Annotated in this window: 19 protein-coding genes, 1 other RNA gene and 1 pseudogene; 12 read left to right on the forward strand and 9 right to left on the reverse strand. The window is 48.9% G+C overall.

The annotated features are described in order from the left end of the window. Positions 1-21 precede the first annotated feature (21 nt). From ydiB to ydiK, 6 genes and pseudogenes are all read right to left on the reverse strand, one after another. Positions 22-888, reverse strand: coding sequence for a quinate/shikimate dehydrogenase (ydiB, locus tag HEN21_RS00885; protein ID WP_000383454.1), 867 nt, complete (start codon positions 886-888; stop codon positions 22-24). A gap of 11 nt (positions 889-899) precedes the next feature. Next, positions 900-2154: pseudogene (locus tag HEN21_RS00890) on the reverse strand (MFS transporter). 225 nt (positions 2155-2379) lie between these two features. Continuing rightward, a complete protein-coding gene (locus HEN21_RS00895) occupies positions 2380-3594 on the reverse strand; it encodes an MFS transporter (RefSeq protein WP_176252689.1) in 1215 nt (404 codons plus the stop codon). Positions 3595-3693: 99 nt separating this feature from the next. Continuing rightward, positions 3694-4050 carry a YdiL family protein gene (locus HEN21_RS00900; protein ID WP_000995295.1) on the reverse strand — a complete coding sequence of 119 codons (357 nt, stop codon included), beginning with the start codon at positions 4048-4050 and terminating at the stop codon, positions 3694-3696. 134 nt (positions 4051-4184) lie between these two features. Further along, positions 4185-4292: antisense sRNA RprA (gene rprA, locus HEN21_RS00905), an RNA gene on the reverse strand. A 186-nt stretch (positions 4293-4478) separates the two neighbouring features. Beyond that, positions 4479-5591 carry an AI-2E family transporter YdiK gene (gene ydiK, locus HEN21_RS00910; protein WP_000248654.1) on the reverse strand — a complete coding sequence of 371 codons (1113 nt, stop codon included), beginning with the start codon at positions 5589-5591 and terminating at the stop codon, positions 4479-4481. Between the two features lie 388 nt (positions 5592-5979). Here ydiK and ydiJ point away from each other — a divergent pair, with 388 nt between their 5' ends. The 10 genes from ydiJ to ldtE all read left to right on the forward strand — a co-directional run bounded on the left by ydiJ (position 5980) and on the right by ldtE (position 16946). Then, a complete protein-coding gene (ydiJ, locus tag HEN21_RS00915; protein ID WP_176252688.1) occupies positions 5980-9036 on the forward strand; it encodes a D-2-hydroxyglutarate dehydrogenase YdiJ in 3057 nt (1018 codons plus the stop codon). After that, positions 9033-9443 carry a 1,4-dihydroxy-2-naphthoyl-CoA hydrolase gene (menI, locus tag HEN21_RS00920; protein ID WP_176252687.1) on the forward strand — a complete coding sequence of 137 codons (411 nt, stop codon included), beginning with the start codon at positions 9033-9035 and terminating at the stop codon, positions 9441-9443. Before ydiJ ends, menI begins: the two co-directional genes overlap by 4 nt. Positions 9444-9542: 99 nt before the next feature. Continuing rightward, positions 9543-9731 (forward strand): YdiH family protein, encoded by a 189-nt coding sequence (locus tag HEN21_RS00925; RefSeq protein WP_001296104.1) that lies wholly within the window; start codon positions 9543-9545, stop codon positions 9729-9731. Positions 9732-10283: 552 nt separating this feature from the next. Next, positions 10284-10652, forward strand: coding sequence for a Fe-S cluster assembly scaffold SufA (gene sufA, locus HEN21_RS00930; RefSeq protein ID WP_000367151.1), 369 nt, complete (start codon positions 10284-10286; stop codon positions 10650-10652). Positions 10653-10660: 8 nt separating this feature from the next. Continuing rightward, positions 10661-12148 carry a Fe-S cluster assembly protein SufB gene (gene sufB / locus HEN21_RS00935; RefSeq protein ID WP_010354068.1) on the forward strand — a complete coding sequence of 496 codons (1488 nt, stop codon included), beginning with the start codon at positions 10661-10663 and terminating at the stop codon, positions 12146-12148. A gap of 9 nt (positions 12149-12157) precedes the next feature. Beyond that, on the forward strand, positions 12158-12904 hold the full coding sequence (gene sufC / locus HEN21_RS00940) for a Fe-S cluster assembly ATPase SufC (RefSeq protein WP_000948879.1): 747 nt from the start codon (positions 12158-12160) through the stop codon (positions 12902-12904). Beyond that, positions 12879-14150: a Fe-S cluster assembly protein SufD gene (gene sufD / locus HEN21_RS00945; RefSeq protein ID WP_000908090.1), complete on the forward strand. Its 1272-nt coding sequence runs from the start codon at positions 12879-12881 to the stop codon at positions 14148-14150. Before sufC ends, sufD begins: the two co-directional genes overlap by 26 nt. Next, complete coding sequence (gene sufS / locus HEN21_RS00950; protein WP_016158184.1) at positions 14147-15367, forward strand: cysteine desulfurase SufS; 1221 nt, start codon at positions 14147-14149, stop codon at positions 15365-15367. The genes sufD and sufS overlap by 4 nt, the downstream gene beginning before the upstream one ends. A 12-nt stretch (positions 15368-15379) precedes the next feature. Continuing rightward, entirely contained in the window at positions 15380-15796 is a 417-nt protein-coding gene (gene sufE, locus HEN21_RS00955) for a cysteine desulfuration protein SufE (protein WP_000279732.1), read from the forward strand. A gap of 148 nt (positions 15797-15944) precedes the next feature. After that, entirely contained in the window at positions 15945-16946 is a 1002-nt protein-coding gene (gene ldtE / locus HEN21_RS00960) for a L,D-transpeptidase LdtE (RefSeq protein ID WP_176252686.1), read from the forward strand. 63 nt (positions 16947-17009) lie between these two features. Here ldtE and lpp read toward each other — a convergent pair whose 3' ends face one another. The 3 genes from lpp to ynhH all read right to left on the reverse strand — a co-directional run bounded on the left by lpp (position 17010) and on the right by ynhH (position 19171). After that, complete coding sequence (lpp, locus tag HEN21_RS00965; RefSeq protein ID WP_000648420.1) at positions 17010-17246, reverse strand: murein lipoprotein Lpp; 237 nt, start codon at positions 17244-17246, stop codon at positions 17010-17012. 310 nt (positions 17247-17556) lie between these two features. Next, positions 17557-18969, reverse strand: a complete 1413-nt coding sequence (pykF, locus tag HEN21_RS00970; RefSeq protein WP_010346010.1) for a pyruvate kinase PykF — start codon at positions 18967-18969, stop codon at positions 17557-17559. Positions 18970-18976: 7 nt separating this feature from the next. Further along, the gene (ynhH, locus tag HEN21_RS22935; RefSeq protein ID WP_242664678.1) at positions 18977-19171 is read right to left on the reverse strand and encodes a protein YnhH; all 195 of its coding nucleotides are present in this window, start codon (positions 19169-19171) and stop codon (positions 18977-18979) included. Positions 19172-19525: 354 nt separating this feature from the next. Here ynhH and fumD point away from each other — a divergent pair, with 354 nt between their 5' ends. After that, positions 19526-19735: a fumarate hydratase FumD gene (fumD, locus tag HEN21_RS00975; protein WP_000528337.1), complete on the forward strand. Its 210-nt coding sequence runs from the start codon at positions 19526-19528 to the stop codon at positions 19733-19735. Between the two features lie 456 nt (positions 19736-20191). Beyond that, on the forward strand, positions 20192-20818 hold the full coding sequence (locus tag HEN21_RS00980) for a ferredoxin-like protein (protein ID WP_176252574.1): 627 nt from the start codon (positions 20192-20194) through the stop codon (positions 20816-20818). Positions 20819-20822: the final 4 nt, after the last annotated feature.

The raw sequence follows: 20822 nt of genomic DNA on the forward strand, positions 1-20822 counted from the left end.
TTTCTGCACGCGGTCAGCCTGTCAGGCGCCGAACCCCATGACCTGTTTAACATATTCCAGAGGGAAATCTTTGCCAGTCCATAACGTGAACTGTTCAGCCCCTTGCCACAACAACATGCCGTATCCATCAATCGTTTTGCAACCCGCTTGTTGCGCCTGCTGCAATAACTTCGTCATATGCGGGTTATATACGCATTCAGTGACCAGAAGTCCTGGATGTAACAAGCTGATATCATTAACTAATGATTCATTCTCAAGGGGTTTCATACCCACTTTGGTGCCGTTGGTTAAAATGTCAGCAGAAGCCAGCGCCTCGGCAAAGGCCTGTTGATCGGCGAGATCCGTAACTGTGACGACGCAATCGGTGTTTTCGTTGACCCGTTGCGCGAAGGCGAGGGCTTTATCAAAAAACTCATCCCGACGGTTAAAGAGTTTAATTTCTTTTAACCCTTCAATCGCCCCCTGCGCGCCAATCGCCGTTGAGGCGCCACCAGCACCTAACAGCACCATCGTTTTGCCTTTGATATCAAAACCGCTCTCTTTAATGGCGCGAATATGGCCTGTGCCGTCGGTGTTATAACCGCGCAGGTAGCCGTTATCATTTACGATGGTATTGATGGCACCCACCAGTTTCGCCGCAGGCGTTAATTCATCAACATATTCACACGCCAGTTGTTTGTTCGGCATCGACACACCGGTGCCGCGCATTTTGAGGGCTTTTAATCCTTCAATTGCTCCGGCAAAGCTATCGTTATCCACCTCAAAGGCCATATAGGTAAATGGTAATCCTGCTTTTTCTAAGGCTTTATTTTGCATTTCAGGCGATAAACTGTGGCGGATAGGATAGGCCATCAGCCCAATCAATTCGTATTTAGCAGTAACATCCATAATTAACTCCTTTAACCTCTGTGCTTAATTGTGTTTAAAATAACGTTCGCCTAACCGGATATCATTTTGGGGAATAATGAATACGCGGTAATAGCGAATGAAAACAATAATCGCGGTAATCAGAGCCAGCAGCGCGAAAGTAAAATCGAGAACGATGATATATTGCAGGCCGATATTTGACAGATAACCGGTAATCAGTGGAATAACAAAGTTTGCCAGACCTCCCATCATCATATAAATACTGGTGACTTTGGCTTTGCTTTTGGGGAAAAACTCCGACATGACCGAAACGCCGAGTTGTAAAATGCCGCCAGCCGCTGAGAAACCGATAACAAAGGCTCCGGCATTACACACTAGCGGAGAAGGGTAGAGATAGATAATAGCAGCAGTTACCGTTGCCAGTGCAGAGTTAAATACGTTAGCCCAGATGGGGCGTACTATTTTTTTCAGTAGCGCGGCAAAAATAAAGACACAGACCAGCGAACCCATACTGTAATAAGAGATGGTTTTTAATGCCTCGGCTTCCGACATACCGGAAAATGCCATTGCATATTTGGGCATCCACACCACAATCACATAAAAGGTCGAGAATGCGGCGACACCGAACAGTACCGATGAAACACCTTCCAGCCAGACTAACGGTTTACTGTTCATTTGCGGTAATTCATTAGCAACGCTGGCGTCCACCAATTGGCTGGGGAATTTGCTTTTCAACAGCATTAGCGTGATCAGTACAAACAGGATGCCCGGAATAATCAGCCCATAGCCGTACCAGATGTTATTCAGCAGCATATAACTCACCAGCATTGGATAGAACATTTGCCCGAATGACACCATTGCTTTAACCAGTATTACCGCCGACCCGGAGGCTTTCGGAAAGCATTCCATTAACGCCGGGTAACCACCGGTATCCAGCGCCGAGTTAGCGATACCTACGCACACTGCCAGACAGTAAGCGAGAGTTAAATTCGGGCAAGCGGGAATACCAAAGAAGAACAACAGATACATGGCGACTGCCATTAATATTACCGCTCGCCGACCAAATTTGTCGGAGATCACACCGAAGAATAAAATACTGATCAGGCGACCCAGGCCAATACCGGAAATTAAATAAGCAATACCCGCGTTGTCAGTCGAAAATTTTTCTGCCAGAGATGACATGTTCTGTGCAAGTGTAATAACACTAATGCCGTGCAGAAAATAGCTGAAGTAAATACAAAGAACAGCCAGGATAAATGGCGTGCTGAAAGCCTTATTTTGAGACATTTTCACAGCTCCTTGCTGAAAGATAATTTTGTTACCGTACGTATTGTTCTTCGACGGTTTTCATAATCACTATACTGAAGATGATTTTCCCTGGGTACATGGCATAAAGTTTATGTTTCCAGGAATATTGCATGTAATAGTTTTTTTGGATCGTGATTTCCCCTAATTAGCGCAGAAAGATTAATTTATCCGTAAGATCTTGCATGTCCTGAAAAGAATATTGCATTACCCACCCGTGGCGACATTTTCTTTTAGCGATGGATGTTGTGTTTCCTTGTGACTGCGTAAGCCAATAAACAGCGCCAGTAAAAATCCAACGGCAGCGATGGCGGTATCGAACCACATAATATCGGCAATACTTCTTTGTGATAGATGAGCCGTAATCAACGGAATGGTAAAGGTTGCAATACTTCCCGCACTGTAATAAATCCCGGTTGCTTTACCTTTAGCGTAGGGAAAACGTTCAGCCATTAACGTCAGGCCAATTTGTACAACGCCTCCAGCAGAGGTAAAACCAATAACGAAAGCGAATGTTATTACCACATAAAATATGGGATACAGGCAAACGGTGAGCAGGGCAATAAATGAGATAAAAGTGTACAGCATCAACAATGTTGTCGGGTGAATCGCTTTACGAATGAGCGGCGCACTAATAAATACGCAAAGCAGCGATCCCACGGTGTAGATGCTGAGTAATTTGATCGACATTGTGTATGACATGCCAGCGACAAATTGCCCGTATTGTGCCAGCCACTGGCTGACCAGATAAAACGTTGCCATTGAGATATAGCCATATAAGGTATAACTGGCTAAATCGATTATTGAGCAGCGATGCCCCGCAGAAGTGGTTGTTTTATTTACTGCCGGTAAGCAACGACCCGGATGCGGTGGAAATGTACAGCGGTATAAAAACAGACCGTTAATAATCATAAAGCCTGCGGCAATCATAAAAGACCAACCAAACCACAGTTCGGCCCACACTAACAGGCTGATGATTAGCGGCAATAAAAATTGCCCGCTGGAAACAAAGGCTTTAATTAAAATATTGGCTGTACCCGGCGAATGAGGAAAGGCTTCCATCAGGCTGGGATAAGTGCCTGCATCGAGAAAACTGTTTGCCATTCCGGCCAGAAAACCAAAAACATAAGCGATAATAATGTTATTGGTGTGCAGGATGCCAAAAAAGAAGGCGATATAGCAGCACATACCGAGAATGATAAACGGTCGTCGACCGAAGCGATCGGATAATAAGCCAGAAAGAAACAGAACGCTTAATCGGCCAATGCCTAATGATGAGATAACAATCGAGACACCTGCCGCATTGGTATGCCAAAGCGTCTCCAGCGAGGCCATATTCAGAGTCATCAAAATGACGCCCATACCATGTACCAGGTAATTGAAATACAACCCCAGCGCGGTAGGGAGATAGGGACTTTTCATAAGATCCACTTAGCAACTTTGCTTTAAAAAATGTGGCGATATTGCGTCAATATCCGGTCATTATTCTTGTAATAATGGCTATTGATTCCCGTTAAAATGTCAACAAAGACGCTCAAGGTTGTGCGCATATAACTCAGCGGCTACTGATTGATAAATCTTCCAGTCAATAAAATCGCCGTCAGGGTAGACACGTTGAAACGCGGTTAAATCAGGGAAGAAGCGCATGGTGTTATTGCCGATGCGGTTATTTATTTTCTCTATGATGGCGTGAAGATGTTTTTTTCTTTGCTGACGCATAGCCAGCAATTTTTCAACGACGCTATCAGGAATGGCGCTTTTGCCATTTTCCCAGTGCCGCCAGCTTTCGCTGTCACCTGTCTGGGCAATCCAGGTCGCGCATTCATCAACAGTCATGGCAAAAATATGGCGTAGTGCCTGGAGTTCATAAGCGTTCATAGGTAATCGCTGCATCAAAAATAGAATAAAATATAAATAACATTATCAGCCTGCTAACGGCTTGAAGAGAGTCACAGTATCTTGTGCAACATTATTGGAAAGAATGAATGGCGAGATAAGTAAACGGAAAAATGTTAAAAAAAAGCCCATCGTGGGAGATGGGCAAAGACTACACACAGCAATTCGTTGTTTCACTCAGGGGATTTCCATACTTATAAATCAATATGTTGATTTATAACCGTGAGCTAATAGTAGGCATACGGACTTTTTGCGTCGATCAGATTCGTCTCATTAGTTTAAAAACTGTAAAGAATTTGCGACAGGTACTACCAGCTGAATGGGGGTAAGCAGGGAAATACGAGGTTGAGAAATGAAATATCAATTAGCGATGGTTAACAATCAGGCGGCAGAGCCGCCTGATGAGAGAGTTACTTATTCGGCTTTTCAATTTCGCCCAGTTCTTCGAGAATTTCTTCCGGCTGGTCAGTCGGTGGCGGGACTTCTTCCACCCACGCGGCAAACAGACGCCAGGAAACGGCTAACAGAACCGGACCAATAAACAGACCGATCATCCCGAAGGCAATCAAACCACCGATAACACCGGAGAGGATCAGGATCAGCGGTAAATCGGCACCCATGCGAATTAACATCGGGCGAATCACGTTATCCAGTGTGCCAACCACACCACTCCACACCAGCAATACCGTGCCCCAGGTGGTATCACCGGTCCAGTAGAGCCAGATAATCGCCGGAATCAACACCGGCAGCGGGCCAAGCTGGACAAGGCAGGAGAGGATCATTAACACCGTCAGCAGCGTTGCGTAAGGAACGCCGGATACCGCCAGACCGATACCGCCAAGAACCGCCTGCACCAACGCCGTTACTACCACGCCCAGCGCCACCGCACGGATAGCCTGCGCCGCCAGCAGGACTGCGGCATCACCGCGAACGCCTGCCAGACGAGTTGCAAAATGGCGAATGCCTTGCGCTACCTGTTCACCGCGCCAGTACAGCAGGGCGCTGAAGAGAAGCATGAGCGCACAATGCACCATAAATCGCCCGATATGCGCCGCCTGCCCAACAAACCAGGTGGTGGTGGTGCCAATATAAGGACGGACTTTCGCCATGATCGCCGTCCCCCCCATATCCAGCAAATTGTGCCAGCCTGCATACAGCTTCGCGCCAATCACCGGAATGGTATTAAGCCACGCCAGATCGGGTAACGTCATGTCGCCGCTGGAAATGGCTTTAATCAACGGCCCACTGCCATCGACGATACTGTTAACCAACAAGGCAATAGGGATGATAAACACCATCACTAATAACAGCGTCATCACCAGAACGGCGAGAGAGCGGCGACCAAACATGATCTTTTGCAAGCGTAACAATACCGGCCAGGTAGCGATCACCACCGTACCGGCCCACGCAAAGCCGAGAACGAAGGGTTGAACAATCCACAGACATGCCACAATCATGATGGCTAAAAACAGCACCGAAAGCAGAATTTGTGCGACATCCCTGGGCTGACGAACATTTACCATAACTACTTTTCACCTTTTTTGTGCGTCAAATCGTCGACGCGACGTGAACACGCGAAACTCACCTGCATAATGATGAGCAATTTCAGCGTTTTTTAACAGGCCGATTCTGCCCTTAATTCTGATGGGCGTGTAAGAAAAAAATGTGGTACAACAATTCAGGCAACACGCAAACGGTTTACTCGTCGTATTTCAAGTTGCATGTGCTGCGGCTACGTTCGTTCACCCCAGTCACTTACTTTTGTAAGCTCCTGGCGTTCACTCGCTTGCCGCCTTCCCGCAACTCGAAATCCATAGAGTAAACACACATCACCTTTCAGTGCGCTATTGCAGCAGCCTGAAAGAACTGTGTATCGACCTACATCACAGACCGCAGGAAAGGGTCAATATAATGATTCCACAGATTTCCCAGGCACCCGGCGTCGTTCAACTGGTGCTTAATTTTTTGCAAGAGCTGGAGCAACAGGGTTTTACCGGCGATACGGCGACAAGTTATGCCGATCGTCTGACAATGTCGACCGACAACAGTATTTACCAACTTCTCCCCGATGCAGTGGTATTTCCACGTTCGACCGCAGATGTGGCATTAATCGCCCGTCTGGCTGCGCAGGAACGCTATTCATCGCTGATCTTCACCCCGCGCGGTGGCGGTACTGGCACAAACGGTCAGGCGCTCAACCAGGGGATTATTGTTGATATGTCCCGCCATATGAACCGCATCATCGAAATTAACCCTGAAGAGGGCTGGGTGCGTGTTGAAGCGGGGGTAATTAAAGATCAGCTTAACCAGTACCTGAAACCGTGCGGTTACTTTTTTGCGCCGGAACTTTCAACCAGCAACCGGGCAACGCTCGGCGGGATGATCAATACCGATGCTTCCGGTCAGGGCTCGCTGGTCTATGGCAAAACGTCAGATCACGTGCTCGGCGTGCGGGCGGTGTTGTTGGGGGGCGATATTCTCGATACGCAACCTTTACCCGTCGAACTGGCAGAAACGCTGGGTAAAACCAATACCGCTATCGGGCGTATCTATAAAACGGTTTATCAACGCTGCCGTCAGCAACGCCAGTTAATCATCGACAAATTCCCCAAACTTAACCGCTTTCTTACCGGTTACGATCTGCGTCATGTCTTTAACGATGAGATGACTGAGTTCGACCTGACGCGAATTCTGACGGGTTCAGAAGGGACGCTGGCCTTTATTACCGAAGCGCGACTGGATATTACTCGCTTGCCGAAAGTGCGCCGTCTGGTGAACGTCAAATATGACTCTTTTGACTCCGCGCTGCGTAACGCGCCGTTTATGGTTGAGGCGCGGGCGCTTTCGGTAGAGACGGTGGACTCAAAAGTGCTGAATCTGGCGCGGGAAGATATTGTCTGGCATTCCGTCAGCGAGTTGATTACTGACGTGCCCGAGAAAGAGATGCTCGGGCTGAACATTGTGGAATTTGCTGGTGATGATGAGGAGCTGATTGACGAGCGGGTAAATGCACTCTGTGCGCGGCTGGACGAACTTATCGCTAATCAGCAAGCCGGCGTCATTGGCTGGCAGGTGTGCCGCGAGCTGGCAGGCGTTGAACGTATCTATGCGATGCGTAAAAAAGCCGTAGGCCTGCTTGGCAATGCAAAAGGCGCCGCCAAGCCCATTCCGTTTGCCGAAGATACCTGCGTACCGCCGGAACATCTGGCGGATTATATAGCCGAATTTCGCGCGCTGCTCGACAGCCACGGCTTAAGCTACGGTATGTTCGGTCACGTCGATGCGGGTGTTTTGCACGTTCGTCCGGCGCTGGATATGTGCGATCCGCAACAAGAGATTTTGATGAAGCAAATCTCTGATGACGTGGTGGCGTTGACTGCGAAATATGGTGGATTGTTGTGGGGCGAGCACGGTAAAGGTTTTCGCGCCGAATACAGCCCGGCGTTTTTCGGTGAGGAACTTTTCGCAGAACTGCGCAAAGTTAAAGCGGCATTTGACCCGCATAATCGACTAAACCCAGGGAAAATTTGTCCGCCAGAAGGTCTCGATGCACCGATGATGAAAGTGGACGCGGTGAAGCGCGGTACATTTGACCGGCAGATCCCCATCGCGGTACGTCAGCAGTGGCGCGGAGCAATGGAATGTAACGGCAACGGTTTATGCTTCAACTTTGATGCCCGCAGCCCCATGTGTCCGTCGATGAAGATCACCCAGAACCGGATTCATTCACCGAAAGGGCGCGCAACACTGGTGCGTGAATGGCTACGTTTGCTGGCTGACCGTGGTGTTGATCCTCTAAAACTGGAACAAGAACTGCCGGAATCGCGAGCCAGTTTGCGGACATTAATTGCCCGCACGCGCAATAGCTGGCACGCAAATAAAGGCGAATATGACTTCTCCCACGAAGTGAAAGAGGCGATGTCAGGCTGTCTGGCCTGTAAAGCCTGTTCGACCCAGTGCCCCATCAAAATTGACGTGCCGGAGTTCCGCTCTCGCTTCCTGCAACTCTATCACACCCGTTATTTACGCCCGCTGCGCGACCATCTTGTGGCGACGGTCGAAAGTTATGCGCCGCTGATGGCGCGAGCGCCGAAGACGTTTAACTTCTTCATTAACCAGCCGCTGGTGCGCAAACTGTCGAAAAAACATATCGGCATGGTTGATTTGCCGCTGTTGTCAGTTCCCTCGCTGCAACAACAAATGGTGGGGCATCGCTCGGCAAATATGACGCTGGAACAGCTTGAAGCTCTCAATGCTGAGCAGAAAGCGCGCACGGTGTTGGTGGTGCAAGACCCTTTCACCAGCTATTACGATGCGCAAGTGGTGGCAGATTTTGTCCGTCTGATCGAAAAATTAGGTTTCCAGCCTGTGTTACTGCCATTCTCGCCGAATGGTAAAGCCCAGCACATCAAAGGATTCCTCAATCGTTTTGCGAAGACGGCGAAAAAGACGGCGGATTTCCTCAACCGTATGGCGAAGCTGGGAATGCCAATGGTGGGGGTCGATCCAGCCCTGGTTCTTTGTTATCGCGACGAATACAAACTCACTCTCGGCAAGGAACGCGGCGAGTTTAACGTTCTGCTGGCGAATGAATGGCTGGCAAGCGCACTTGAGTCACAGCCAGTGGCTGCGGTCAGCGGTGAACCATGGTATTTCTTTGGTCACTGTACCGAAGTCACCGCCTTGCCGGGGGCACCAGCACAGTGGGTCGCGATATTTGCCCGTTTTGGCGCGAAGCTGGAAAATGTCAGTGTGGGTTGCTGCGGTATGGCGGGGACTTACGGACATGAAGCGAAAAATCATAAAAACTCGCTTGGGATCTATGAGTTATCCTGGCATCAGGCGATGCAGCGTCTGCCGCGAAATCGCTGTCTGGCGACCGGATATTCCTGCCGTAGTCAGGTAAAACGGGTTGAAGGCACGGGGGTACGCCATCCTGTGCAGGCATTACTGGAGATTATTAAATGATATGGAAACGTAAAATCACTCTTGAGGCGCTGAACGCCATGGGTGACGGAAACATGGTGGGGTTGCTGGATATTCGTTTTGAACATATTAGTGATGACACCCTGGAAGCGACAATGCCGGTAGACTCGCGGACAAAGCAGCCTTTCGGGCTGCTGCATGGCGGGGCGTCCGTGGTGCTGGCCGAAAGTATTGGTTCCGTTGCCGGTTATTTATGTACCGAAGGTGAGCAAAAAGTCGTTGGTCTGGAAATCAATGCTAACCATGTTCGCTCGGCACGAGAAGGGCGAGTTCGCGGCGTTTGCAAGCCGCTGCATCTTGGTTCACGTCATCAGGTCTGGCAGATTGAAATCTTCGACGAGAAAGGTCGTTTGTGCTGTTCATCACGATTGACGACCGCCATTTTGTGACGTTGTCACCAGAAAAGTGTGACGCATATTGCTTTTGGTCATTATCTGCACAGTAAACGGTGGTATACTGTGCAGGTCTTGTCTAAAAGCGAGGATGCTATGTCTACTCAACTTGATCCCACCCAACTGGCCATTGAATTTTTACGCCGTGACCAGAGCAATCTTTCACCTGCCCAATACCTCAAACGTCTGAAACAACTAGAACTTGAATTCGCTGATCTGCTTACTCTCTCTTCTGCTGAATTAAAAGAAGAAATCTACTTTGCCTGGCGTTTGGGCGTGCATTGATTCTGACTGAACGCAGTTAGTGTGCCCCATCGACCTGGATTAATTCCAGTCCAGGTCTGACGACTTTCTTCTGACTTCTCCCATTTTTACCCGCTTGATCTTGTTTAAAAAGAATACAAATCGCAGGTTGTGTTAAAACGCCGGCTTAGTCTTATGAGATTATTCTTATCGCCCCTTCAAGAGCTAAGCCACTGTGAGTGCCGGAGATAAGCGCCGGATGGGGTAGAAACCCTTAAGTCTGTGTTGAACAGACTTAAGGGTTTTCTTATTTCTGAACGAGCCACTTTTTTACCTATCTCTTAAATAGTCATTTTCAATACAACTTTTTCTTTTCCATCACAGTCTTAAATGTCCTCCGGTAATAATCATTAACTAACAATGAGATACCTAATTCTTAGCGTGCCTGTTAAGCCGCACATCAGGGTCTATGCTTATTAAATGCAGGCAAAAAGCATGTTTTACGGTAAAGCCCCTGTGTTTGCCGGGTTGAACTGATAATCATTATCACTAACATGCTGTTATACGCTGAAAGCGATGAAGTGAGGTAAATCGATGGACATGCATTCAGGAACCTTTAACCCAGAGGATTTCACCTGGCAAGGCTTAACGCTAACCCCCGCAGCGGCGGTACACATCCGTGAGCTAGTGGCGAAGCAACCAGGCATGGTCGGTGTGCGCTTAGGTGTGAAGCAAACGGGCTGCGCGGGCTTTGGCTATGTACTCGACAGTGTTAGCGAGCCGGACAAAGACGATCTGCTGTTTGAACACGACGGCGCGAAGCTGTTCGTCCCCCTACAAGCAATGCCGTTTATTGATGGCACGGAAGTTGATTTCGTTCGCGAAGGACTCAATCAGATATTTAAATTTCACAACCCGAAAGCCCAGAATGAATGTGGCTGTGGCGAAAGCTTTGGGGTATAGGCGGTACTATGTCTCGTAATACTGAAGCAACTGACGATGTCAAAACCTGGACCGGCGGCCCGCTGAATTATAAAGAAGGATTCTTCACCCAATTAGCGACTGATGAACTGGCTAAGGGCATAAACGAAGAGGTAGTGCGCGCAATCTCGGCGAAGCGTAATGAGCCGGAGTGGATGCTGGAGTTTCGTCTCAACGCCTATCGCGCATGGCTGGAGATGGAAGAACCGCACTGGCTGAAGGCGCACTACGACAAGCTGAATTATCAGGATTACAGCTATTACTCCGCGCCTTCATGTGGTAACTGCGATGACACCTGTGTTTCTGAACCGGGCGCGGTGCAACAAACCGGCGCAAACGCCTTTTTAAGTAAAGAGGTTGAAGCGGCATTTGAGCAGTTGGGCGTACCGGTGCGGGAAGGCAAAGAGGTGGCGGTGGATGCCATTTTCGATTCTGTTTCGGTTGCCACCACTTATCGCGAAAAACTGGCGGAGCAGGGGATCATTTTCTGTTCCTTTGGTGAAGCAATTCACGATCACCCGGAACTGGTGAAGAAATATCTCGGCACCGTGGTGCCGGGGAATGACAACTTCTTTGCCGCACTTAATGCGGCGGTAGCCTCTGACGGTACGTTTATTTATGTGCCTAAAGGCGTACGCTGTCCGATGGAGCTTTCCACCTATTTCCGCATTAACGCAGAAAAAACCGGGCAGTTTGAGCGCACCATTCTGGTAGCCGACGAAGACAGCTACGTCAGCTACATTGAAGGCTGCTCCGCACCAGTGCGTGATAGCTACCAGCTACACGCGGCGGTGGTGGAAGTCATCATCCATAAAAACGCCGAGGTGAAATATTCCACGGTGCAAAACTGGTTCCCTGGCGATAACAACACCGGCGGTATTCTCAACTTCGTCACCAAGCGTGCTCTGTGCGAAGGCGAAAACAGCAAAATGTCGTGGACACAATCGGAAACCGGTTCAGCCATTACCTGGAAATACCCAAGCTGCATTTTGCGCGGCGATAACTCCATCGGTGAGTTCTACTCGGTGGCGCTGACCAGCGGTCATCAGCAAGCTGATACCGGCACCAAGATGATCCACATCGGTAAGAACACCAAATCGACCATTATCTCGAAAGGGATCTCTGCCGGACACAGCCAGAACAGTTATCGCGGGCTGGTAAAAATCATGCCGACGGCAACCAATGCGCGCAACTTCACTCAGTGCGACTCAATGCTGATTGGCGCTAATTGCGGGGCGCATACCTTCCCGTATGTCGAATGTCGCAATAACAGCGCACAACTGGAGCACGAGGCAACGACATCGCGTATTGGTGAAGATCAGCTGTTTTACTGCCTGCAACGCGGGATCAGCGAAGAAGACGCCATCTCGATGATTGTTAACGGTTTCTGCAAAGACGTGTTCTCGGAACTGCCGCTGGAATTTGCCGTTGAAGCACAAAAACTCCTCGCCATCAGTCTTGAACACAGCGTCGGATAAGGAATAAACATGTTAAGTATTAAAGATTTACACGTCAGCGTGGAAGATAAAGCTATCCTGCGCGGATTAAGTCTCGACGTTCGTCCTGGCGAAGTTCACGCCATTATGGGACCAAACGGTTCGGGCAAAAGTACCTTATCGGCAACCCTTGCCGGGCGCGAAGATTATGAAGTGACGGGCGGCACGGTGGAGTTTAAAGGCAAAGATTTGCTTGAACTGTCGCCGGAAGATCGTGCAGGCGAAGGCATCTTTATGGCTTTCCAGTATCCGGTGGAAATCCCTGGCGTCAGTAACCAGTTTTTCCTGCAAACGGCGCTCAATGCGGTGCGTAGTTATCGCGGTCAGGAAACGCTCGACCGGTTTGATTTTCAGGATTTGATGGAAGAGAAAATCGCTCTCCTGAAGATGCCAGAAGATTTATTAACCCGTTCGGTTAACGTCGGTTTTTCCGGCGGCGAGAAAAAGCGCAACGATATTTTGCAAATGGCAGTGCTGGAGCCGGAGTTATGCATTCTTGATGAGTCGGACTCCGGGCTGGATATCGATGCATTAAAAGTGGTTGCCGATGGCGTGAACTCGCTGCGTGACGGCAAGCGTTCATTCATCATTGTTACGCACTACCAACGCATTCTTGACTACATCAAGCCTGATTACGTCCACGTGCTGTATCAGGGGCGAATTGTGAAATCCGGCGATTTCACGTTGGTCAAACAACTGGAGGAGCAGGGTTATGGCTGGCTTAGTGAACAGCAGTAACGTGCTGCAACAGTGGCATCACTTGTTTGAGGCTGAAGGGGCAAAACGCTCCCCGCAAGCTCAGCAGCATTTACAACAATTGCTGCGTACCGGCCTGCCGACGCGTAAACATGAGCACTGGAAATATACGCCGCTGGAAGGGCTGACTAATAGCCAGTTTGTCAGCATTGCGGGGGATATATCTCAAGAGCAGCGTGATGCCTTAGCCTTAACGTTAGACGCCGTGCGGCTGGTGTTTGTCGATGGACGTTACATGCCAGCACTTAGCGATGCAACTGAAGGCAGCGGATATGACGTGAGCATAAACGACGAACGCCAGGGGCTGCCCGATGCCATTCAGCCAGAAGTGTTTCTGCATCTGACGGAAAGCCTGGCGCAAAGCGTTACGCATATTGCTGTGAAGCGCGGTCAACGGCCTGCAAAGCCATTGCTGTTAATGCATATTACCCAGGGCGTGGCAGGTGAAGAGGTGAACACAGCCCATTACCGCCATCATCTGGATCTGGCGGAAGGCGCGGAAGCGACAGTGATTGAACATTTTGTCAGCCTTAATGATGCCCGCCATTTTACCGGCGCGCGCTTTACTATCAACGTCGCAGCGAACGCCCACTTGCAGCATATCAAGCTGGCGTTTGAAAACCCGGTCAGCCACCACTTTGCCCATAACGATTTGCTGCTGGCAGACGATGCCACCGCATCTAGCCACAGTTTTCTGCTTGGTGGCGCTGTGTTACGGCACAACACCAGTACGCAACTTAATGGCGAAAACAGTACGCTGCGGATTAATAGCCTGGCGATGCCGGTGAAAAATGAAGTGTGCGATACCCGCACCTGGCTGGAACACAATAAAGGTTTTTGTAACAGCCGCCAGTTGCACAAAACTATCGTCAGCGACAAAGGGCGCGCGGTATTTAATGGTTTGATTAACGTCGCGCAGTATGCCATCAAGACTGACGGCCAGATGACCAATAATAATCTGCTGATGGGCAAGCTGGCGGAAGTGGATACCAAACCGCAACTGGAAATTTATGCCGATGATGTGAAATGCAGCCACGGCGCAACGGTCGGGCGTATTGATGATGAGCAAATGTTCTATCTGCGTTCTCGCGGGATCAATCAGCAGGATGCCCAGCAGATGATCATCTATGCCTTTGCCGCAGAACTGACGGAAGCCTTGCGCGATGATGGTCTTAAACAGCAGGTGCTGGCTCGAATCGGCCAACGGCTGCCGGGAGGTGCAAGATGACTTTTTCCGTTGAGAAGGTGCGTGCCGATTTTCCGGTGCTCTCGCGTGAGGTAAACGGTTTGCCGCTGGCTTATCTCGACAGCGCCGCCAGTGCGCAGAAACCGAGCCAGGTGATTGACGCCGAGGCTGAATTTTATCGTCACGGCTACGCGGCGGTGCATCGCGGTATTCATACGTTAAGCGCCCAGGCGACCGAGAAAATGGAGAACGTGCGTAAGCGTGCATCGCTGTTTATCAATGCCCGTTCGGCGGAAGAGCTGGTGTTCGTCCGTGGCACTACGGAAGGGATCAATCTGGTCGCCAATAGCTGGGGCAACAGCAACGTACGTGCGGGCGATAACATCATCATCAGTCAGATGGAACACCACGCTAACATTGTTCCCTGGCAGATGCTTTGCGCGCGCGTTGGCGCAGAGTTGCGGGTGATCCCGCTTAACCCAGACGGCACGCTGCAACTGGAGACACTGCCTAATCTGTTTGATGAGAAAACCCGCCTGCTGGCGATTACTCACGTGTCTAATGTGCTGGGGACGGAAAATCCGCTGCCGGAAATGATCACACTTGCGCACCAGCATGGCGCAAAAGTGCTGGTGGATGGCGCTCAGGCAGTGATGCATCATCCGGTGGATGTGCAGGCGCTGGACTGCGACTTCTACGTTTTTTCCGGGCATAAACTGTATGGCCCCACCGGCATTGGAATTCTTTATGTTAAAGAAGCCTTGTTGCAGGAGATGCCGCCGTGGGAAGGGGGCGGATCTATGATTGCCACCGTCAGCCTTAGCGAAGGTACTACCTGGACCAAAGCGCCGTGGCGGTTTGAGGCCGGCACGCCCAATACGGGGGGGATTATTGGTCTTGGTGCGGCGCTGGAGTATGTGTCAGCTCTGGGGCTTAACAACATTGCTGAGTACGAACAGAATCTGATGCATTACGCGCTGTCACAACTGACAGCGGTGCCGGATCTTACTCTGTATGGGCCACCGGACAGACTTGGCGTTATCGCCTTTAATCTCGGTAAACATCATGCCTATGATGTTGGCAGTTTTCTTGATAACTACGGTATCGCTGTGCGTACCGGCCATCACTGCGCGATGCCGTTGATGGCGTTTTATAACGTTCCGGCTATGTGTCGGGCGTCGTTGGCTATGTATAACACCCATGAAGAAGTGGATCGTCTGGTGACAGGATTGCAACGCATTCATCGTCTGCTGGGATAACAGGGAGGCTCTATGGCTGTATTGCCGGATAAAGAAAAATTGCTGCGTAATTTTTTACGCTGCGCCAACTGGGAAGAGAAATATCTCTACATTATTGAACTGGGGCAGCGTCTGCCGGAATTACGCGATGAAGACAGAAACCCGCAAAATAGTATTCAGGGCTGTCAGAGTCAGGTATGGATTGTAATGCGCCAGAATGCGCAGGGAATTATTGAATTGCAGGGCGACAGCGATGCCGCCATTGTGAAAGGGCTTATTGCGGTTGTTTTTATTCTCTACGACCAGATGACGCCGCAGGATATTGTTAATTTTGACGTGCGCCCGTGGTTTGAAAAAATGGCGCTCGCTCAGCATCTCACCCCATCTCGTTCACAAGGTCTGGAAGCGATGATTCGTGCAATCCGCGCCAAAGCCGCTGCACTTAGCTAAACTAAAGGAACAGCTTTCATCCGGATGACTCACATTGCCGGATGGTCGATGTTTACTCTGACCAGCACAGGAGTGTTTCGGCTTCAGGTAAGCAAAAGCGCCATCCGACGTCTTAGCGTGAGTCTCCGGCAAATACAGGAGGTTTACAATGAAACGCGCGTCTCTGCTTACACTGACTCTTATCGGCGCTTTTAGCGCCATACACGCTGCCTGGGCGGTAGATTACCCGCTCCCACCAACCGGAAGCCGACTGGTTGGGCAAAATCAAACGTATACGGTGCAAGAGGGGGATAAAAACCTCCAGGCCATCGCCCGACGTTTTGATACTGCGGCAATGTTGATTCTGGAATCCAATAACACCATCGCTCCGGTGCCAAAACCAGGTACGACAATAACCATTCCTTCGCAACTGTTATTACCTGATGCGCCGCGTCAGGGGATTATTGTTAACCTTGCCGAGCTGCGTCTTTATTATTATCCGCCAGGAGAAAATATCGTGCAGGTCTACCCGATAGGCATTGGCTTGCAGGGACTGGAAACGCCAGTGATGGATACGCGGGTTGGGCAGAAAATCCCTAACCCTACTTGGACACCGACCGCTGGTATTCGGCAGCGTTCGCTGGAGCGTGGCATAAAATTACCGCCAGTCGTTCCAGCAGGGCCTAATAACCCACTAGGACGCTACGCAATGCGCCTGGCGCACGGCAATGGCGAATATCTCATTCATGGCACCAGTGCGCCGGACAGCGTCGGTTTGCGCGTCAGTTCCGGCTGTATTCGTATGAACGCACCGGATATTAAAGCTTTGTTCTCCAGCGTGCGGACGGGGACGCCGGTAAAAGTGATCAATGAACCGGTGAAATACTCTGTAGAACCGAACGGAATGCGTTATGTGGAAGTGCATCGACCACTATCGGCAGAGGAACAGCAGAACGTTCAGACGATGCCGTATAAACTGCCCATTGGTTTTACGCAATTCAAAGATAATCAGGCTGTTGATCAGAAGCTGGTGGATAAAGCCTTATATCGTCGGGCGGGATATCCGGTCGCGGTAGGCAATGGAACGACACATGCCAGCAACGCGCCCGCAGTTGAGTCAGCTCAAAATGGCGAACCTGAGCAGGGCAATATGTTACGCGCTACGCAATAACAGTAATTAGCAGGCAAAAAAAATGGCGCACAATGTGCGCCATTTTTCACTTCACAGGTACTATTACTTGCGGTATTTAGTAGCCATGTTGTCCAGACGCTGGTTAGCACGAGCTGCGTCATCTTTAGCAGCCTGAACGTCGGAACGCATTGCGTTCACGTCGTTGCTCAGCTGGTCAACTTTAGCGTTCAGAGTCTGAACGTCAGAAGACAGCTGATCGATTTTAGCGTTGCTGGAGCAACCTGCCAGCAGAGTAGAACCCAGGATTACCGCGCCCAGTACCAGTTTAGTAGCTTTCATTATTAATACCCTCTAGATTGAGTTAATCTCCATGTAGCGTTACAAGTATTACACAAAGTTTTTTATGTTGAGAATATTTTTTTGATGGGAAGGCACTTATTTTTGATCGTTCGCTCAAAGAAACATCGAACGCTGGGTTTTAGATAAAAAAATTGAGAGAAAACAGGATGCTTCCATCGGATTCATCTTAGATAAAGTGAGATTATATAGTGAAATCCGATTTGATTTTTTATTGCTTCTGGTTATCGATTAAATAAAAAAAGCGCCCATCAGGGCGCTTGGATATACAAATTAATTCACAAAAGCAATATTACAGGACGTGAACAGATGCGGTGTTGGTAGTGCCGCTCGGTACAAGTGCACCGGAAACCATTACTACTACGTCACCTTTGTGCGCCAGACCGCTCTGCAGAGCCAGTTCTTTACCCAGACGGTAGAAATCATCAGTAGAAGTGATCTCTTTTACCAGCTGCGGCACAACGCCTTTGCTCAGTACCAGCTGATGTGCAGTTTTTTCGTTCGTGGTCAGTGCCAGGATGGTTGCATCCGGGAAGTATTTACGCACTGCACGAGCAGATTTACCGCCCTGGGTTGCTACAACGATCAGCGGAGCATCCAGTTTTTCAGCAGTTTCAACCGCACCACGGCAAACTGCTTCGGTAATGCGCAGTTTACGGTTGTCGTTGTTGAACTCGAGACGGCTGTTCATCACGCGGTCGGTACGTTCGCAAATGGTTGCCATGATAGAAACAGCTTCCAGTGGGTATTTACCTTTTGCGGATTCACCAGACAGCATTACTGCGTCAGTACCGTCGAGGATGGCGTTCGCGACGTCACCGGCTTCTGCGCGGGTCGGACGTGGGTTTTTGATCATGGAATCCAGCATCTGGGTCGCAGTGATAACGACTTTTCGTGCGCGGATACATTTTTCGATCATCATCTTCTGGGCGAAGATAACTTCTTCAACCGGGATTTCTACACCCAGGTCGCCACGAGCAACCATGATGCCGTCAGAGGCTTCGAGGATTTCGTCGAAGTTGTTGAGGCCTTCCTGGTTTTCGATTTTGGAGATGATTTGGATGTTTTCGCCGCCGTGCGCTTTCAGGTGTTCACGGATTTCGATAACGTCAGAACGCTTACGGATAAAGGAAGCAGCAACAAAGTCTACGCCTTGTTCGCAACCAAAGATGAGATCCTGTTTGTCTTTTTCAGCCAGTGCCGGCAGGGCAATAGAAACGCCAGGCAGGTTCACACCTTTGTTTTCGCCCAGGTCACCGTTGTTCAGTACCTTACAGATAACTTTGTTACCTTCAATGGCGGTAACTTCCATACCGATCAGACCATCGTCAACCAGTACGGTGTTGCCGACGGACAGGTCAGAAGTGAAACCTTCATAAGTTACCGCAACCATTTCGCTGTTGCCGATAACAGATTTGTCAGTGGTGAAAGTAAAGGTCTGGCCTGCTTTCAGAGAAACGTCATTACCGCCTTCCAGTTTCATGGTGCGGATTTCCGGACCTTTGGTATCGAGCAGGATAGCGGCAGTTTTGCCGGTTTTGCTCATCACGTTGCGCAGATTCTGAATGCGCTGACCGTGTTCTGCATAGTCACCATGAGAGAAGTTCAGACGCATGACGTTCATGCCCGCGTCCAGCATTTTAGCTAACATCTCTTCAGATTCGGTTTTTGGTCCGATGGTGCAAACAATTTTGGTCTTTTTCATGACAGTCTTAGTCTTTAAGTTGAGAAGGATAGGAGAAACTTGCTTTCTGGGCGCACTGCCGGAAAGCGAATCCGGTATTACGAAAGTGATGGTGCCTCGCTCTAAGGATAGGTGACATCGAAAAAGCGTGCAGAGGAATGTGTGCTTGTGTCTCAGCCCAACGTGAGTGCCTGTTTTTGAGTCGTTGAGTTCTACAGTCCAAAGTGCTGAAACCATTCAAGAGTCAATTGGCGCGCATTATACGCTGAAATTAATCCAAAAGGAAAACAAAAACAGCGTTTCAAAAAATATACAAGTCTCCAGACAATAAATTGTTATCAAAGATTTAATGTTACAGGGAAAAGATTACGCAAAAACTTCGGTGTTTGCGCAACGTCACGAGGTAAGGTCGCCAGCCTGGGGAGTAGTGAATGTTCATCAGGTGTATAAATACACCATCGCTCAATCACTACAGTCAAAATAGTTTATAACGTTATTTATATGATTTTGTTTGATTTTTGTTTAATTGATTAGATTGATATATGCTGATAGTTGGCATGATAAATAGGTACAAAGAATGGGAAATCGGACAAAAGATGACGAACTGTACCGCGAGATGTGCAGGGTAGTCGGTAAAGTTGTGCTGGAAATGCGCGATTTGGGGCAGGAACCAAAACATATTGTCATCGCTGGCGTATTACGCACGGCTTTAGCCAATAAACGTATTCAACGCAGCGAACTGGAAAAACAGGCGATGGAAACCGTCATTAACGCGCTGGTAAAATGACCATTCAGGATGAAGTGCAACACTTCATCCTGATATGTTTATTTCAATCGCAGCCACAGCTAATTTTCATAAATAGCAACTGATGAAATTATATGAGTTTCGATATGTATTAAAGTGCATAACGGGAATGTTATTTTTATTTTCTGGAATGAATATCACAAATAATTGTCACTTAAATGAAATTAATTTCAGATGATAATAAATATCAGTTCACTTTTAATTTCTCACTTTGTGAATTTAATTGATAATGATCAATGTTAAGCCCTCAGAATAATCACATTATTTTTTCTCCTAACCATAAAGGATTAGTTTATTGGCGTTAATTCTTTTCTCATGCACTATCAGGTTAGGGAAAATATCTGGTGTTGGGGACAGAGTCAGCAGCGTATTAGTTGAATGCTTAATATCAGGCTGTTGAATTGTCAGCACTGTGTTTGCGAAGAGGATGCGAAATAAATGAACCCGGTTGGTCGTCCACTATTAGATATTGGCTTAACGCGATTAGAATTCTTGCGTATATCAGGAAAGGGTCTTGCTGGTTTAACGATAGCCCCTGCGTTACTGTCACTTTTGGGTTGCAAGCAGGAAGATATTGATAGCGGTACGGTAGGGTTGATAAATACGCCCAAAGGCGTGCTGGTTACCCAGCGAGCGCGATGCACAGGCTGCCATCGCTGTGAAATCTCTTGTACTAACTTCAATGATGGCTCAGTGGGCACTTTTTTCTCCCGCATCAAAATCCATCGTAATTATTTCTTTGGCGACAATGGGATAGGATCAGGCGGTGGTCTGTATGGCGATCTGAACTATACCGCTGACACCTGTCGTCAATGCAAAGATCCGCAATGCATGAACGTTTGCCCGATTGGCGCGATTGCCTGGCAGCAGGAAGAAGGCTGTGTTGTCGTCGATCATAAACGTTGTATTGGTTGTAGCGCCTGTACCACTGCATGTCCGTGGATGATGGCTACCGTAAATACCGAAAGTAAAAAATCCTCGAAATGTGTGTTATGTGGTGAATGTGCAAACGCCTGCCCAACAGGGGCGTTAAAAATTATCGAGTGGAAAGATATTACTGTGTGAATCT

This window comes from Escherichia sp. 93.1518 (genome assembly GCF_013368915.2).
Lineage (GTDB): Bacteria > Pseudomonadota > Gammaproteobacteria > Enterobacterales > Enterobacteriaceae > Escherichia > Escherichia ruysiae.

Excerpts from the sequence above, each read along its gene's own strand:
- sufA (WP_000367151.1), top strand. The coding sequence starts at position 10,284 with ATGGACATGCATTCAGGAACCTTTAACCCAGAGGATTTCACCTGGCAA.
- menI (WP_176252687.1), top strand. The coding sequence starts at position 9,033 with ATGATATGGAAACGTAAAATCACTCTTGAGGCGCTGAACGCCATGGGT.
- fumD (WP_000528337.1), top strand. The coding sequence starts at position 19,526 with ATGGGAAATCGGACAAAAGATGACGAACTGTACCGCGAGATGTGCAGG.
- sufC (WP_000948879.1), top strand. The coding sequence starts at position 12,158 with ATGTTAAGTATTAAAGATTTACACGTCAGCGTGGAAGATAAAGCTATC.
- pykF (WP_010346010.1), bottom strand. The coding sequence starts at position 18,969 with ATGAAAAAGACCAAAATTGTTTGCACCATCGGACCAAAAACCGAATCT.
- lpp (WP_000648420.1), bottom strand. The coding sequence starts at position 17,246 with ATGAAAGCTACTAAACTGGTACTGGGCGCGGTAATCCTGGGTTCTACT.
- sufB (WP_010354068.1), top strand. The coding sequence starts at position 10,661 with ATGTCTCGTAATACTGAAGCAACTGACGATGTCAAAACCTGGACCGGC.
- ldtE (WP_176252686.1), top strand. The coding sequence starts at position 15,945 with ATGAAACGCGCGTCTCTGCTTACACTGACTCTTATCGGCGCTTTTAGC.
- sufE (WP_000279732.1), top strand. The coding sequence starts at position 15,380 with ATGGCTGTATTGCCGGATAAAGAAAAATTGCTGCGTAATTTTTTACGC.
- HEN21_RS00895 (WP_176252689.1), bottom strand. The coding sequence starts at position 3,594 with ATGAAAAGTCCCTATCTCCCTACCGCGCTGGGGTTGTATTTCAATTAC.
- HEN21_RS00980 (WP_176252574.1), top strand. The coding sequence starts at position 20,192 with ATGAACCCGGTTGGTCGTCCACTATTAGATATTGGCTTAACGCGATTA.
- HEN21_RS00900 (WP_000995295.1), bottom strand. The coding sequence starts at position 4,050 with ATGAACGCTTATGAACTCCAGGCACTACGCCATATTTTTGCCATGACT.
- sufD (WP_000908090.1), top strand. The coding sequence starts at position 12,879 with ATGGCTGGCTTAGTGAACAGCAGTAACGTGCTGCAACAGTGGCATCAC.
- ydiB (WP_000383454.1), bottom strand. The coding sequence starts at position 888 with ATGGATGTTACTGCTAAATACGAATTGATTGGGCTGATGGCCTATCCT.
- ydiJ (WP_176252688.1), top strand. The coding sequence starts at position 5,980 with ATGATTCCACAGATTTCCCAGGCACCCGGCGTCGTTCAACTGGTGCTT.
- sufS (WP_016158184.1), top strand. The coding sequence starts at position 14,147 with ATGACTTTTTCCGTTGAGAAGGTGCGTGCCGATTTTCCGGTGCTCTCG.
- HEN21_RS00925 (WP_001296104.1), top strand. The coding sequence starts at position 9,543 with ATGTCTACTCAACTTGATCCCACCCAACTGGCCATTGAATTTTTACGC.
- ydiK (WP_000248654.1), bottom strand. The coding sequence starts at position 5,591 with ATGGTAAATGTTCGTCAGCCCAGGGATGTCGCACAAATTCTGCTTTCG.